At 32.6% G+C, this 14,856-nt stretch carries 11 protein-coding genes; 7 read left to right on the plus strand and 4 right to left on the minus strand.

The window, feature by feature from the left end; genetic code table 11:
• Positions 1-401: 401 nt before the first annotated feature.
• Positions 402-1,640, minus strand: a complete 1,239-nt coding sequence (gene pepT, locus EM932_RS00005; protein ID WP_135874205.1) for a peptidase T — start codon at positions 1,638-1,640, stop codon at positions 402-404.
• Between the two features lie 134 nt (positions 1,641-1,774).
• Here pepT and EM932_RS00010 point away from each other — a divergent pair, with 134 nt between their 5' ends.
• The gene (locus EM932_RS00010; protein WP_135874207.1) at positions 1,775-2,809 is read left to right on the plus strand and encodes a quinone-dependent dihydroorotate dehydrogenase; all 1,035 of its coding nucleotides are present in this window, start codon (positions 1,775-1,777) and stop codon (positions 2,807-2,809) included.
• Between the two features lie 65 nt (positions 2,810-2,874).
• Here the strand turns inward: EM932_RS00010 and EM932_RS00015 are convergent, their stop codons facing one another.
• Together EM932_RS00015 and EM932_RS00020 are read right to left on the minus strand one after the other, a co-directional pair.
• Complete coding sequence (locus tag EM932_RS00015; protein ID WP_135874209.1) at positions 2,875-4,818, minus strand: T9SS-dependent choice-of-anchor J family protein; 1,944 nt, start codon at positions 4,816-4,818, stop codon at positions 2,875-2,877.
• Between the two features lie 106 nt (positions 4,819-4,924).
• Positions 4,925-5,860 carry a T9SS type A sorting domain-containing protein gene (locus EM932_RS00020; protein WP_135874211.1) on the minus strand — a complete coding sequence of 312 codons (936 nt, stop codon included), beginning with the start codon at positions 5,858-5,860 and terminating at the stop codon, positions 4,925-4,927.
• Positions 5,861-5,994: 134 nt separating this feature from the next.
• Between EM932_RS00020 and EM932_RS00025 the strand changes: the two genes are divergently transcribed.
• From EM932_RS00025 to guaB, 6 genes are all read left to right on the plus strand, one after another.
• The gene (locus EM932_RS00025) at positions 5,995-6,858 is read left to right on the plus strand and encodes a hydroxymethylglutaryl-CoA lyase (protein ID WP_135874213.1); all 864 of its coding nucleotides are present in this window, start codon (positions 5,995-5,997) and stop codon (positions 6,856-6,858) included.
• A gap of 173 nt (positions 6,859-7,031) precedes the next feature.
• Positions 7,032-8,213, plus strand: a complete 1,182-nt coding sequence (locus EM932_RS00030; protein WP_135874215.1) for a hypothetical protein — start codon at positions 7,032-7,034, stop codon at positions 8,211-8,213.
• Between the two features lie 199 nt (positions 8,214-8,412).
• Positions 8,413-8,940: an FMN-binding protein gene (locus tag EM932_RS00035; protein ID WP_135874217.1), complete on the plus strand. Its 528-nt coding sequence runs from the start codon at positions 8,413-8,415 to the stop codon at positions 8,938-8,940.
• Positions 8,941-9,429 (plus strand): hypothetical protein, encoded by a 489-nt coding sequence (locus EM932_RS00040; protein ID WP_135874219.1) that lies wholly within the window; start codon positions 8,941-8,943, stop codon positions 9,427-9,429.
• Positions 9,430-9,461: 32 nt separating this feature from the next.
• Positions 9,462-10,166 (plus strand): Insecticidal toxin complex protein, encoded by a 705-nt coding sequence (locus tag EM932_RS00045; RefSeq protein WP_135874221.1) that lies wholly within the window; start codon positions 9,462-9,464, stop codon positions 10,164-10,166.
• A 59-nt stretch (positions 10,167-10,225) separates the two neighbouring features.
• Positions 10,226-11,698 carry an IMP dehydrogenase gene (gene guaB / locus EM932_RS00050; protein WP_135874223.1) on the plus strand — a complete coding sequence of 491 codons (1,473 nt, stop codon included), beginning with the start codon at positions 10,226-10,228 and terminating at the stop codon, positions 11,696-11,698.
• Positions 11,699-12,050: 352 nt separating this feature from the next.
• Here guaB and EM932_RS00055 read toward each other — a convergent pair whose 3' ends face one another.
• Positions 12,051-14,516, minus strand: coding sequence for a DUF5060 domain-containing protein (locus EM932_RS00055; RefSeq protein ID WP_135874225.1), 2,466 nt, complete (start codon positions 14,514-14,516; stop codon positions 12,051-12,053).
• Positions 14,517-14,856: the final 340 nt, after the last annotated feature.

Raw genomic sequence — 14,856 nt, forward strand, 5'->3', positions numbered from 1 at the left:
AATAGAAACGATAAGCTAAAATCTTTTACTCAAAAAATATCTGAAGACATTACCGCTTATCAGAAATACAAAGAAATCGAATTTTGTTACGAAAAATTAATATCAACACTAATATAAACTACAGCCATTAAAATAATTAAACATCTGATTATCAGGTTTTAATATATCGAACTCACGTTAAAATATTATATTTAAATGTACTGTTATGTAGAAAGCATCAGGCATATTCTTGCGAATGTCTGTATCCTCATAAAAAGGTTAAAAAGATGGTAGTTATATATGTATTAATATTTTTTACCTATCCTACAAAATAATATTCAAGGTATATCGTTATTTCGCAGTTAAAGATTCACTAATACAGCTGGTTCTAAAGTGATAATCTTATCTGTTGCTTGTATTTTTTACTCTTCTAAAGCTGTCAACTCAGCAATCTTACAAATCACTTCTGTTGCTTTAATCATACTTTCAACAGGCACATATTCATAACGGCCATGAAAGTTATGCCCACCAGCAAATATATTAGGGCAAGGTAGGCCCATATAGCTTAATTGAGATCCATCAGTACCACCACGAATAGCTTTAATGAGTGGTTGAATACCAAGTTGTCTCATCGCTTTTTCTGCAATGTCTACAATATGCATTACGGGTTCGACTTTTTCTTTCATATTAAAATACTGATCCTTAATTTCAGTAGTAACAACTTGGCGTTCGTATTGTGAATTTAATTCGTTTGTTAGTTTCTGCATGACTTCTTTACGAGCTTCAAAATGCCCTCTATCATGGTCGCGAATAATATATTCTAAAACAGTTTCCTCAACATTTCCTTTCATGTTGTGTAAATGAAAAAAACCTTGATAGCCTTCAGTATGTTCTGGAGTTTCTAGTCGTGGTAGAGAATTAATAAACTCTTGCGCGATGTACATAGAATTTATCATTTTTCCTTTAGCATATCCCGGATGTACAATTTTACCTTTTATTTTTACTACAGCACCAGCTGCATTAAAGTTTTCGTATTCTAATTCACCTATTTGACTTCCATCCATGGTATAAGCCCAGTCTGCATCAAATTTTTCAACATCAAATTTGTGCGCGCCTCTGCCTATTTCTTCATCGGGAGTAAAACCGACTCTTATTTTTCCATGCTTGATTTCCGGATGATTCACTAAATATTCCATAGCTGAAACAATTTCGCAAATACCAGCTTTATCATCAGCACCTAAAAGCGTAGTACCATCTGTTGTTATTAAAGTTTGACCTTTGTATAGCAGTAAATCTTCAAAATAATCTGGAGATAATACAATGTTTTCGGTCTCATTTAAAACAATATCATGGCCATCGTAATTTTCAACAATTTGGGGTTTAACGTTAGCTCCTGTAAAATCTGGAGAGGTATCAAAATGAGAAATGAATCCAATAGTAGGAACATCATGATCTACATTACTTGGTAGAGTCGCCATGATATAGGCATTTTCGTCAATACTAACATCTTGTAAGCCAATTGTTTTAAGCTCTTCGGTTAGTTTATTAGCCAAATCCCATTGCTTTTTTGTGCTAGGTGTTGTATTTGAAGATGGATCGGATTCTGTATCAATAGTAACGTAACTTATAAATCGTTTTATGATGTTTTCTTTTGAAATCATTTTAGATAAGTTTGGCATGGTTGATTAAAATAGCTCAATATAATTATTGGGTTTAAAAATACGATTATTAATTTTTTTTGCTTTTGAATTGTTCAATTTTTTATTTAGAAGTACTTTTGCATAAATAATATCGGATGTACAAATTATTCCTTCGCCCTCTTTTTTTTCTGTTCGACCCTGAAAAGATTCATTATTTTACATTTTCGCTAATAAAATTTACGTCTAAGATTCCTGGTTTTACGGCTATTTTTAGAAGCCTGTATGTGGTTAAAGGGGCGAAGTTGAAACGAAATTTGTTTGGATTAACTTTTAAAAATCCTGTAGGTTTAGCAGCTGGTTTTGATAAAAATGCTTTACTGTATAACGAATTAGCAGATTTCGGTTTTGGATTTATTGAAATAGGCACGGTAACTCCTAAGGGACAAGCAGGAAATCCTAAGAAAAGATTATTTAGACTTAAAGACGATCAGGGCATTATTAACCGAATGGGGTTTAATAATGAAGGACTAGAAGCGGCTATTTCTCAATTAAAAAAGAATAAAGGGAAGCTCATTATTGGTGGTAACATTGGAAAAAATACTAGTACAAAACCAGAAGATTATACCAAAGATTACCTAGAGTGTTTTAATGCATTACATCCGTATGTTGATTATTTTGTGCTTAATGTTAGTTGTCCTAACGTAGGCAGTCATGCTAAATTAAATGATAAAGATTATTTAGAAGAGTTGATAGGGGCTGTTCAAAATGCAAATACAACATTTGAAAAGCAAAAACCAATTCTTCTTAAAATAGCACCTGATTTAAATGAAGGACAATTAGATGAAATTGTAGAACTTGTTGCAGAAACAAAGTTAGATGGGGTTATTGCAGGTAATACATCTATGGATAGAAGTGATTTAAAAGCCTCAAAAGAATTACTGGACACAATAGGTCATGGAGGTTTAAGCGGACAACCTATAAAGGATAAAAGTACAAAGGTTATAAAATATTTATCTGATAAAAGCAATAAATCATTTCCAATAATTGGGGTGGGGGGCATACATTCTGCTAAAGATGCTCTTGAAAAAATAGATGCTGGTGCAGATTTAGTACAGATTTACACAGGTTTTATTTATGAAGGCCCGAGCCTTGTAAAACAGATTAATAAAGGGTTGCTTAAAAGAGCGTAGCTATAAAGAAAGCTACCTAGTGGGCAGAGCTTCTGATTATTTAGCTATTTACAATCAAATAAATTTTACTTAACAATCTTCTTAACGATTCTGGAATTTTTATTAGTAAGGGTTAGGAAGTAAGTGCCAGAAGCCAAATCACTAACATCAATGGGCTTTTCGGTTAATGTTCCCGATAAAAATACTTGTCCAAATAAATTAGAAATTTGGTATTTTATAATGTCTTTGGTATTTGTCGTTTTAATATATAGGGAATTGCTTGTAATTGGATTTGGATAAGTTTTTATATTTGCTATGGTATTGGATATGGTTTGTTCTTTTTCTTCATAACTCTTAATAAGGATATCATCAATAGCAATATCTCCATCCCAACCAGCTCCTCTTACAGCTCTAAAGCGAATTTTTATGGTTTGATTCTCATAAGATGATAAATTAACAGTTTGTTTTAAAAACGGATCATTTTGATTTGCTTGTTGATTCCCATAAAGAGCAGGTATAATATCATTAATGTAGCCACTATCAGTTTTTATATCTACATGTAATGCTCCTATATTTTTTCCAAACATGTGATATGAAAATTCCAGTTCGGTATTCGATGTCGTTATATTAATACATGGAGAAATAAATTCAGCGACATCTCCAAGTTTTGCTCCAGAAGCTTCAGCATAAATATATTTTCCTATGTTGTTATTTGATTTATTATCATTTAAAGGTCCAGTACCATTTGTTATCGTTTGTCCTGTATTGGAGTACCAATTATAACCATTTTTTGAAGCATCAATTGTTGTCCAACCATGATCTCCTGCAATTTCAAAATCATCAAAACTTTCTTGAAGAGGATTGATTTTTGTACCAACTTTTATAAATTTAGAAAATGTTTTCTTTATAGTTTTAGATTTATTAGAAACTGTAAGCGTTACATCATATATACCAGCATTATAGGTGTGTGAGGGGTTTTGATTTGTATAGTCAATAACACCATCAGAGTCTATGTCCCATTGCCAATTGGTAATGTTAGAGCAATTATTTTTAAAATTTACAGTTAATGTTTCCTCACAGGTTACATTAGTATCTGCAATGAAATTAGCATTAAATGATGGACATGCTAAATAATTTTTTGTGGTTTGATAAAACGCATACATTCTAGCTAGCTGCTGATCTGTAAAATGATTTCTACATGGCTTTCTGGAATAAGACATCATATTGCCTGTATCTGGATTGAATGTATGTCCGTTAGCATCTGTTTCTATGCCTGTAAACTCACAAAAGTTATTGATATTATTAGAAGAAAGCATAGGGTCTGCAGGTGTGTCGCAAATACCATCTCCATCTGTGTCGCAGTTGCTACCATCCACTAATTCAGAAGTCATTTTGCTATTGTCTGGTCCATGAGTATGCACTAAAGAGAAAAAATGTCCTAATTCGTGAGACAGAGAAGAATTGTTAGTTGCACAGCTATTTTTCATAACAATAATGTCATCGTTTCTTCCAACATTATTGCTATACCCGCAAATACTTTCTTCAGAAGCATTTTCTAAATAATCAGTAAAATAAATATTTATTAAACCAGTAGTATAGTTTGTTGCTTTTAAATCACTTTCATTTCCTTTTTTAAAATGACAAAATGCATCATCATCTATATAATTAATACCATCGCATAAGAAAAATTCCATGTAAGCATCTGCATAAATATCATTAAGGTTATCAATAGTATCATTAAGATCCGAAATATTAAGTCCTCCAGTTCCATTTGAAGATCTAATAATATGAGCTTTAATAGGAATGGAATTAACTATTTTATGGGAATTACTTTTACTAGATTTATAAGTAGTAAATTCTTGCTCATGTTTCTTAATTTGTGGCTTTATACTATTAATGTATTCAAGAGATTCTGGAGTGGTGACTGTGCCACAACTAGATTCTAATTTATTTTGACCTGAAATATAATAAGATACTGATAAAAATACCGAGAGAAGTAAAAATTTTGGGCTAGGAATAAAAATATTCATTTGGGCAAAACATTTTTTCAAATGTATACCTTAATGAAAAAGATGAATAATAAAAACGTTTAAACGTAAATTTTATCGGTTACCTTATTAATTATGTGCTTAATTATTAGTTGATTACTAGCTTTTGAGACCTGTTTGTACCGTCAATGGCTTCTAAATTTAATAGATAAATTCCTTTATTCAGGTTACCTAAATTGGTGCTTAATTTAGATAATCCTTTTGCAATTTCTATTTGTTTAACTAGCTTACCTAATACGTTGTAGACTTTAATTGAGTTTAATTCAATATCCTGAATATTTGAAAGCGTTATACGTCCATTAGTGGGATTTGGAAATATTTTTACAGCATCAATTTTGTTTACTGTTCTGGTACTAAGAGTTGATGAATTATATGTAAAAGTAAGTGTCCCAATTTTCTTTTCATTAAATGGGGTTGTATTAGATCGACTTGTTATGACTCCTATAGGATTACTATCTACATTATCTAATGAATAACCACTTCCATCCTCAGTACCCGCATCATAAGGAAATAAATCTATAGAAAATGTATCTTTCCAGCCATTGTTTATGTTATTATTTCCTGATCTTAAGTTTATACCATTAACAGCTATAAACCAATCAGGGCTGGGAGCTATCATTGAAGCTAAAGTAACCAAGGAAAAATCTTCATTAACGTCCAGACTATTTATTGTAATAGTTCCCTTGGCGCTACTAAGTCCACCGCCATCAATAAATTTATCTGCATCAGCATTATTATTAACTTCAGATTCGAAAGTACTTGTACCTCCGGTTTCAGCAACAGATTCAATACCGGGCGAAGCGGCTGCTCCCATCATTAAAAAGGTATTAGCAGTTTTATGTGTAGCAACAACTAGAGGTGACCAATGGGCTGAACCAGGTAAATCAATTGTACTCTGGCCTTCAGTTGGATTATCAGCAACAGATTCCCAAATACTTTCAAAAACAACCGTATAATTAGCTGTACTTTGGCTAAATGAAGTTATGGAAATAAAAGAAACAAATAGAAAAGTAAAATTTTTCATGGTATGATTTTTAAAAGTTAAAGATAGTGTCGTTTAATTATGCCAAAACTTACAGGTTAATTAAAAAATCTTTATTTTATTGTTAATCGCTTAACTAAATTAATAGTATTTTTATCCTCCTATTTTTTGACTAAATGCAAAACAAAGTAAAGATTATTGAATGCCCAAGAGATGCCATGCAAGGCATTAAGGATTTTATTCCTACTGAGAATAAAGTCCAATACATTCAATCGCTTTTACGCGTTGGTTTTGATACGATTGACTTTGGTAGTTTTGTATCACCTAAGGCGATTCCTCAAATGGTTGATACTGCTGAGGTTTTATCAAAACTTGATTTATCTAAAACAACTAGCAAGTTACTCGCTATTATAGCAAATACAAGAGGAGCAGATGATGCAAGTAAATATTCAGAAATAAATTATTTAGGCTATCCGTTTTCAATTTCAGAAAACTTTCAAATGCGTAATACTCATAAAACGATAGCAGAATCTGTTGTAACGCTCTCAAAAATATTAGAAATTGCTAATAAGTCTGGTAAAGAAGTGGTCGTTTACATATCTATGGGATTTGGTAATCCTTATGGAGATCCTTGGAATGTAGATATAGTGGGGGAGTGGACCGAAAAACTTTCAAAGATGGGAGTAAAGATTTTATCTTTAAGTGATACCATAGGAAGTTCCAATGCGGAAAGTATAGATTACTTGTTTTCAAACTTAATACCTCAATATCCAAATATTGAATTTGGAGCCCATTTGCATACAACACCAAGTACATGGTTTGAAAAAGTTGATGCAGCATACAAGGCAGGCTGTAAACGTTTTGATGGCGCTATTCAGGGGTTTGGAGGATGTCCTATGGCTAAAGATGAATTAACAGGTAATATGCCCACCGAAAAGTTATTGTCATATTTCACTTCTAATAAAAATAACAGTTTAAATGCACTCAGTTTTGAGAGTGCCTATAACGAAGCTTCCAAGGTTTTTAATTTCTATCATTAATTTTTTAATGATTTAATCAATTGATTTTTAGTTATTTAAATCATTTTTAAAAAGTTTATTTAAATTTAATCTAAATAAACTTTGCGTAATTAATTATGAGTTTTATATTTGCAACTTCAAAACAATAATTATTTATAATAAGTCTAAATAAGAATAACAATTTAATCTAAAAGATGAAAAAATTAACCCTACTATTTACAATTTTAATAGCATCTGCTACTTACGCCCAAACGGCACAAGATACTATTACATTTAACCCTCAAAAACAATTGAATGCAGCGCAGCGTATACTTTCTGGTAATTATGGTGAAGCTGTTACTGTTGGTGCTTATGGAGAGCTAACATATAACCAACCTGAAGCCGATAATGGTGAATTAGATGTACAGCGTTTAGTGTTACTTTTTGGATATAAGTTTAACGATAAAACACAATTTGTAACAGAAGTAGAATTCGAGCATGTAGAAGAAGTATTTATAGAACAAGCTTTTGTAAATTATGCTGTAGCGCCCAATGTAAGCTTACGTGGTGGTTTAATGTTAGTACCTATGGGTATTGTAAATGAATTTCATGAACCAACTACATTTAATGGTGTAGAAAGACCAGCTGTAGATAATGCCATTGTACCAACTACTTGGCGTGAAATTGGGGTTGGTGTTACGGGTAGATTTAATGAAATCTCCTTAGGTTACCAAGCTTATGTTTTCAATGGATTTCAATCCGTTAACGGCACAAAATTACTAGGAGGAAGCAGTGGATTAAGAAATGGAAGACAGAAAGGAATTAAGTCGACTATAAATTCTCCTAATTTATCTGCTAAATTAGACTATTACGGACTTCCAGGGTTACGATTAGGGCTATCTGGTTATTTTGGTCGTACACAAGCTGAAGATGATGTTGATATGGTAGACGGATCTGATATAGGAATTTCTATGATTGGTGTTGATGCTCGTTATGCTTACCAACGTTTCACTGCTCGTGGACAATTTATTCACGCAAGCCTTAGTGATACAGAAGATTACAATAATTTATATTATGATTTAGCCACAGAGCCAAATGAAGGCTTAGGTAGTACACTACAAGGATGGTATGTAGAGGCAGCTTATAATTTATTACCACAAAATAAAGCACAGCGTTTATTCGCTTTTGCAAGATACGAGCAATATGATACACATGCAGATACTGAAGGCGCTTTGCAACAAAATGATGCTTATAACAGAAATGATTTTACAACAGGTTTAAGTTATCATATTGCACCAGGAGTTGTTTTAAAAGGAGATTATCAATTTAGAGATAATGCTGTATCAGGTTCGGATGTAGATAACAGACTTAATTTCGGAATAGGAGTTTGGTTCTAATTAAGTTTAGACGTTATAACGTTAATTGGTGGTTGGTTTTTTTTGCCCCGCCCCAAATCTTTAAAAACAAAAAATATCATTTTAAACGTTAACGTATAATAATCAATTGCTTGATAGCTAATTTAGAGATGAATGTTTCTAAATTAGCTATTTGGCATTTAAGTTGTAAGTAACAATAAAAAAACAATACTTTTGCAGCATGAATTTTAAATATATTTCATTTCTATCATTAATGTTACTGTTAATGTCTTTTGGTTTGCCAAAGAATATTCAGAAAAAAGTAGATAAAGAAATTAAAGGTATCTTTAGTGTTGAAACATTTAAATTCACTGGTGTTATTATTTCTTCAGATATAAAAAAAGACTTGCCTTCTAAATTTGAAGAAGATAATTTATTTAAAATTGAAACTAATGATGAATTATTAGGATATGCCTATCTATCTCAAGCCTCAAGTAAAACAGCACAATTTGATTATCTGGTATTACTTGATAAAGATTTAGTTGTTTTAAAATCCAAAGTATTAATATATAGAGAAGAATACGGAGGAGAGATTGGAAGCAAACGTTGGTTAAAACAATTCATAGGGAAAAAAGGAGGTGATACGTTAAAGTATGGTGACAATATAGCTGCCATTTCTGGAGCAACTATTTCTGTACGATCCATGACGAATGCTATGAATAACTTATTAGAATCATTAAAAATACTTCATTCAAAAAACATTCTGTAAATGCAGCTAAACGGATTAATATTTTCACTTCCTAAAGAAATTAAACTGTTAATAGGTGCTTTTATAATTATATTAAGTGTTGGCTTTTACACTGGTTTGTTATTTGTTGGAGAAACTTCTTCTGCGAATCCAAATGGAATTGAAGAACAATATCTAGGAAATGAAGATGATGAAAATGCTGAGGTAATGCGTTTTAAAAAGAGCGATCAGGAAATGCTCACATTAGTTCATAATCATATTTTATCTATGTCAATTATCTTCTTTTTAGTTGGCTTGATAGTTTCTATAACTAAGCTTAATAAAAAGCTGAAATCATTTTTAATAGTAGAGCCGTTTATATCTGTTATACTAACATTTGGAGGCTTATACATGCTATGGACTGGTGTCCTTTGGATGAAATATGTTGTTATGTTTTCAGGAATTTTAATGACACTTACTTTTACTGTTTCGGTACTTGTTATTTTAAAACAGTTACTTCTTAAAAAGTAACATCAACATAATTTCTCGTATTTTTATATACTATGCGATGGATTATATTTTTCTTCATACTAATTTCTAATAATGTATTATTTGCAAAAGAATGGAAAAGCCTTAAGGTTTATCAAAGAGAGACTCAACAAAAATTCTTGTCTCCCTCGGATTGGTTAAAATGCGACAGGACTAAAAACACTTTGGTATGGCAACGCGCTAATATTTATAACTTATCTCATAACTTGCCTGAAGAGTATGTAAACATCAAACAACGTCGAGATTTTTACAAATGGCTTTTTAATGAGTTAAATAAGAAAGAGCATGAGGTAATTTGGGTAAAAATGGCATATTTTATTTCAAAAAAAATGCACCTAGTAGAAGTGTTTCCTTATTCAATATTTTCAAAAAGAACAATAAAGGTGTATGCAAAACAAGGAAGTAAAACGGTCTTCAATAATGTATTTATTGAATTACAAAAACTTTATAATTCACAAGTAATATTAAAAACAGGAAAAGCTATAGGATGGGATAAAACCATTCTTAAAAAAGAACAGTATGAATGGATAGATGGTATTTATAAAACTATGGACGCTAAAAATTTAAAAACCCTAGAACGAATTGCTAAAGGAAAGTTTTTATATGGACTATTGGTACCAAAAATAATTAGGTTTAAAGGAAACCTTTCTGAAGCAGAAATACGCTATAATTATGCTATTGAAGTACTTAAGCCTTATTGTGAAAACAGATACAAATAATATCATACTATCTTAGAATTTAGTTGTATATTTGCACGCAATTATAACGTAATTGCATCATGACTGCACATCAAAATAAAATAGTAGGGGAGGGATTAACCTACGATGACGTCCTTTTAGTTCCAGCATTTTCTGAAGTTCTTCCACGCGAAGTTAATATTCAAACAAAATTTACTCGTAACATTACTATTAATGTGCCTATTATTTCGGCTGCAATGGATACAGTTACCGAGAGTAAAATGGCCATAGCTATGGCACAAGAAGGCGGTATTGGTGTTTTACATAAAAATATGACTATTGAAGCCCAAGCTTTAAAAGTTAGAAAAGTAAAACGTGCAGAGAGTGGTATGATTATAGATCCTGTTACTTTGCCTCTTACAGCTAATGTCAATGATGCCAAACAAAATATGGCGGAGCATGGTATTGGAGGGATTCCTATAGTTGATGAAGCGGGTGTGTTAAAAGGGATTGTAACAAATCGTGATTTACGTTTCGAGCATGATAATTCAAGACCTATTGTAGAAGTAATGACAGGTGAGAACCTTGTAACTGCAGCAGTTGGTACGTCTTTAAAAGATGCTGAAAAAATTCTTCAAAAACATAAAATCGAAAAATTACTTATTGTTGATGATGCTTATAAGTTATCTGGTTTAATTACTTTTAGAGATATTACGAAGCTTAGTCAGAAACCAATGGCCAATAAAGATCAGTACGGACGTTTACGTGTTGCGGCAGCCATAGGCGTTACAGGAGATGCTGTAGATAGAGCAGAAGCTCTTGTAAAAGCAGGTGTAGATGCTGTTGTAATTGATACAGCACATGGTCATACAAAAGGAGTGGTTAGCATACTAAAAGAAATTAAATCTAAGTTTCCGGAACTAGAAGTTATTGTTGGCAATATAGCTACAGGAGTAGCTGCAAAATATTTAGTAGAAGCAGGAGCCGATGCGGTTAAAGTTGGTATTGGACCAGGATCTATTTGTACAACACGTGTTGTAGCTGGTGTAGGATTCCCACAATTTTCTGCAGTTTTAGAAGTTGCTGCAGCTATTAAAGGTACTGGTGTTCCTGTAATTGCAGATGGAGGAATTCGTTATACAGGAGATATTCCAAAAGCGATTGCAGCAGGTGCAGATACGGTTATGTTAGGATCACTATTAGCAGGGACAAAAGAATCTCCAGGAGAAACCATTATTTACGAAGGAAGAAAATTTAAATCTTATCGAGGAATGGGGTCTGTAGAAGCCATGAAACAAGGTAGTAAAGACCGCTATTTCCAAGATGTTGAAGACGATATTAAAAAGTTAGTACCAGAAGGTATTGTGGGGAGAGTGCCTTATAAAGGCGACCTGTACGAAAGCGTTCACCAGTTTATAGGCGGATTACGTGCTGGTATGGGCTATTGTGGTGCTAAAGATATTGAGGCATTAAAAGAGAATGGAAAGTTCGTGAAAATTACGGCAAGTGGCATTAATGAAAGCCATCCACATGATGTGACTATTACTAAAGAGTCTCCTAACTATTCTAGATAGTTTTTGTTTTCTGCTTAATGCAATAAAAATCCAAAAAGGAGTAAAACTCTCATGCTATTTCGAATGGAGAAATGTGTCACTTATATCGTGACAGTTAGACCTTATTCAGATGAGAACCATGAGTTCCTTAAAATTATTAATAGCATTAAACTTGCTATTAGAACAAATCTCAAGTTTTCAAAGGAGGCTGTCTAAAAAGGGTCATTCTGAATGGAATGAAGAATCTCTTTAAAATATATAACTCTGATTATGAGTGAAATAAGATTCTTCGCGTTGCTCTGAATGACAAGATTAACCACTTTTCAGACAGCCTCTTTGGTTCTTTTATTTTAAAAGTCTTTTTAAGTGTTTATTATTTCACAATTTTCTTTATAAATTGCTGTCCATCAACATCAACTTTTAAGATATAAATACCTTTAGCTTTTAATGAGCTAGAAGGAATAGTAATGATATTGTTATCTGATGTTCCAGATGTGACAGATCTTCCATTCATGTCTGTAACGATGTAAGAAGCAGATCCTTTTACTCCTATCAGTTCAACTGTTAGATTCATTTGATCCATAGGGATTGGATAAACTCTTAGACTAGTGCTACCTGTAGCCGATACATGAGGCTTTCTTGTTTTACTATTCAATGATTTTGCTGAAGTACTTACAATATCAGCAAATGCTATTTTTTTATCAATGTTCGTAGAGTAATTGCCTCCTACAGTTCGTAATGCAGATACAAACTTGTAATCAGACCCAATAGCTAATGCGTTTGATACTGTTACATTAACTACAATGGTTTGATTGGAACCAGCACCTACTGTAATAGTCTGATCTGCAATGTGATTATCGGTTGGGCTTTTTATTGCTACATTAACATCTCTTTGCTGATTAGCGGAATAGGTTACCTGAATTGGAAAAGTGGTCGTTTGGTTACTAAACGAAGCAGGAAGATTTGAGAACCCTACAGATTCTGTGATAGAACCATTACCTTTAGTAACTAATACTACCCAGTCTGAATTCGCATTATTAGGAGGGTTTCCGATACTCTTGTTGCCGCCACCAGTTATAGAAGTAATAGATCCGTTTTGTAAACTCCCACCATTTCTAGGATTAAACCACTTAACATTAAAGTTCCCTGATTGTCCAGTAAGGTTTAGGTTTGATGAACCACCGTTTTCAAGATAAATAACATAAGTGTTACCTACTTGAGCTAAACATCTGTTTTTACCACCACTAGCTAATGCATCATTGTTTTGCATTTTCCAGTATTCTAGCCCTTGGCCCTCGAAAAATTGTAATATAGCGATTTTTGACCAGTTGAATAAGGTACTGAATCTGTTGAAATTTTCAGTTCTAAAATCTCCATTCTTTCCACCGTACCACATAACACCAGCCCCACCAGCTATAAGGCTTTTCCATAGAATCTTTGTTCTCGCCTCAACTTTTACACTAGAATTACCTATATTTTCAGATACGAACATGCCTGTTTCACCAGGGTTTTGCTCATCACTGGCTACTACCCAAGGGATATTATTGTTTTTTGATTTGTTAATCCAGGTTTTAATCCCCGATTTCCCGTCATAAGCATCGTCATAGCCGTCACGCGTAGAGCTTTGAACCGATGCTCCAGTTATTTTAGCATTATTATTAATTAAATAATTGTAATATTTTTCATGTCTATCTGGATAAGTATGTAAAACACGGTGGTTTTGCCAAGGGTCAATACTTGCTAACCAGTCTATTCTTGGTATAACATGTTCAGGTTTTGCATCTTCGTCTTGATTATTTCCGCCATATTCTTCAGAGATATTCCATTCAACAGCCAAGTGGTGTCCAAATCTGGCTACCATTTCACGATAGTATACTTTAATCTGGTCTAGAGTTAATTTATCCCAGTTTTCAGCCTCAGCTAATTTAAAGTGTAATACCAATCCGTTTTTTTCAGCATGGTCAAAAACTATTTCCCACTGTTCAAGTTTAGAAACATCATATTTAAACTTATTATTAGGTTCAGTCCAAGGAAATACATTTAAGTCATCTCCACCAAATAACGACATGGACATTGAATTCATTTGTTGGTTTTTCAAATAGTTAACCGCACCAATCAAATTCTTGCCTTTTTGTCCATCCCATGTAGGGTTTCCAGATTGCCAGTCACTGGCATGAGGATTAAATGAATGTTCTGTACAGTTTCCACAACCATTTTTACTAACATCATGATCAAAGTCATTATAATTAAGTAAATTCTCGGGCGAATCTGGACCAAACTTTAAGAAATAATCTCCTGTTTCAGCCCATCGTAGGTAACGACGCTGATTATTAGTGCCCGTTTTCTGGTATTCCAAACGTCCTTTTGCTCTTAGGTCGGGAAGCGTAGCGTTTGTTCCAGTAACATTTCCAACAGCACCCGTTAAGTTGTGTGTTGGACTAGGTAGTTGATTCACATTTTTTAAAGCAACATCTGTACCTGTATAGTAAAGTACTCGATAAGTCCATTGACCTGTTTCGTAAGGTCTCAGATATGCTTTAAAAACCTTACCAGATACAGCATTGGTATTTGCAGCATTACCATCTGCAGCAAAAAAACCAGGGACTCTGATGTTGTTTCCACTTGGATCTGTAAAAACCACATCCATACGGTTGTTTTTAAAGCTTGTGTTAGATTCACTTATATTAGAAGGTAGGGTGAGTGAAACAGCAATTTTGTGCCATTTCCGATAGGGCGATGTACCACTTACGTTGACGGTTTGACTATATCCCGAAAAGGGAATAATAGTCATTAGGATTACTAATAACATCAAACGTGTTATTGGGGCAAATTTAATCATAATAATAAAAAATTTAATAGTTAAAAAAATAACTTAGTTGTCTCTCAACTAAGATTTTAAGTTTGGTTTAGGTTAAATTAAAAGCATTAGTTTTATTTATATTAAGTAAATACCTTACTTTTTATATAAGTTAATACTTGTTAAATTAAATATTTATATATACAATAAGGAAGACATATGATTTTATTAATGCAACAAAATGTTATTTTTTTGAATATTTATTTTTTGATATGATCAGGAAATGTTAGAAATAACGAGGCTATTTAAGGTTTTTATTCAAAACATATTTATTTGAGTAAACACATAAACCCATTAAGATAACGTCAGTTTAATTTTTTTA

This window comes from Flavivirga rizhaonensis (assembly GCF_004791695.1).
Classification (GTDB): domain Bacteria; phylum Bacteroidota; class Bacteroidia; order Flavobacteriales; family Flavobacteriaceae; genus Flavivirga; species Flavivirga rizhaonensis.

Excerpts from the sequence above, each read along its gene's own strand:
- pepT (WP_135874205.1), bottom strand. The coding sequence starts at position 1,640 with ATGATTTCAAAAGAAAACATCATAAAACGATTTATAAGTTACGTTACT.
- EM932_RS00010 (WP_135874207.1), top strand. The coding sequence starts at position 1,775 with ATGTACAAATTATTCCTTCGCCCTCTTTTTTTTCTGTTCGACCCTGAA.
- EM932_RS00015 (WP_135874209.1), bottom strand. The coding sequence starts at position 4,818 with ATGAATATTTTTATTCCTAGCCCAAAATTTTTACTTCTCTCGGTATTT.
- EM932_RS00020 (WP_135874211.1), bottom strand. The coding sequence starts at position 5,860 with ATGAAAAATTTTACTTTTCTATTTGTTTCTTTTATTTCCATAACTTCA.
- EM932_RS00025 (WP_135874213.1), top strand. The coding sequence starts at position 5,995 with ATGCAAAACAAAGTAAAGATTATTGAATGCCCAAGAGATGCCATGCAA.
- EM932_RS00030 (WP_135874215.1), top strand. The coding sequence starts at position 7,032 with ATGAAAAAATTAACCCTACTATTTACAATTTTAATAGCATCTGCTACT.
- EM932_RS00035 (WP_135874217.1), top strand. The coding sequence starts at position 8,413 with ATGAATTTTAAATATATTTCATTTCTATCATTAATGTTACTGTTAATG.
- EM932_RS00040 (WP_135874219.1), top strand. The coding sequence starts at position 8,941 with ATGCAGCTAAACGGATTAATATTTTCACTTCCTAAAGAAATTAAACTG.
- EM932_RS00045 (WP_135874221.1), top strand. The coding sequence starts at position 9,462 with ATGCGATGGATTATATTTTTCTTCATACTAATTTCTAATAATGTATTA.
- guaB (WP_135874223.1), top strand. The coding sequence starts at position 10,226 with ATGACTGCACATCAAAATAAAATAGTAGGGGAGGGATTAACCTACGAT.
- EM932_RS00055 (WP_135874225.1), bottom strand. The coding sequence starts at position 14,516 with ATGATTAAATTTGCCCCAATAACACGTTTGATGTTATTAGTAATCCTA.